The organism is Streptomyces sp. NPDC059668 (assembly GCF_042734135.1).
Classification (GTDB): domain Bacteria; phylum Actinomycetota; class Actinomycetes; order Streptomycetales; family Streptomycetaceae; genus Streptomyces.
In genome coordinates this window covers 1,421-2,136 of the sequence record NZ_JBHWEL010000156.1, presented here as the reverse complement: position 1 = coordinate 2,136, position 716 = coordinate 1,421, and the positions used below count along the sequence as shown (strand labels likewise).

The 716-nt window shown below is 41.6% G+C and carries 1 protein-coding gene; it reads left to right on the top strand.

Annotated features, from left to right (window positions below; all coding sequences use genetic code 11):
• Window positions 1-21: 21 nt before the first annotated feature.
• Window positions 22-716: protein rep (locus ACFV2J_RS42525; protein ID WP_385443860.1), on the top strand; the 695-nt coding region annotated here is incomplete at its 3' end.

Below are 716 nucleotides of genomic sequence, written 5' to 3'. Positions count from 1 at the left end.
ACTAGAAAAGAAGGAGTTTTTTTGTTGAATTATTCATCTGAAAACGATTATAGCATCCTCGAAGACAAAACCGCAACAGGTAAAAAGCGGGATTGGAAGGGGAAAAAGAGACGTACGAACCTCATGGCGGAGCATTACGAAGCGTTAGAGAGTAAGATTGGGGCACCTTACTATGGCAAAAAGGCTGAAAAGCTAATTGGTTGTGCAGAGTATCTTTCGTTTAAGAGAGACCCGGAGACGGGCAAGTTAAAACTGTATCAAGCCCATTTTTGTAAAGTGAGGTTATGCCCGATGTGTGCGTGGCGCAGGTCGTTAAAAATTGCTTATCACAATAAGTTGATCGTAGAGGAAGCCAATCGGCAGTATGGCTGCGGATGGATTTTTCTCACGCTGACGGTTCGGAATGTAAAGGGAGAACGGCTGAAGCCACAAATTTCTGAGATGATGGAAGGCTTTAGGAAACTGTTCCAGTACAAAAAAGTAAAGACCTCGGTTCTTGGGTTTTTCAGAGCTTTAGAGATTACCAAAAATCATGAAGAAGATACATACCATCCGCATTTTCATGTGTTGATACCAGTAAGGAAAAATTATTTTGGGAAAAATTATATTAAGCAGGCGGAGTGGACGAGCCTTTGGAAAAAGGCGATGAATTTGGATTACACACCAATTGTCGATATTCGTCGAGTGAATGGTAAATCCAAGTTTGACGCTGAACA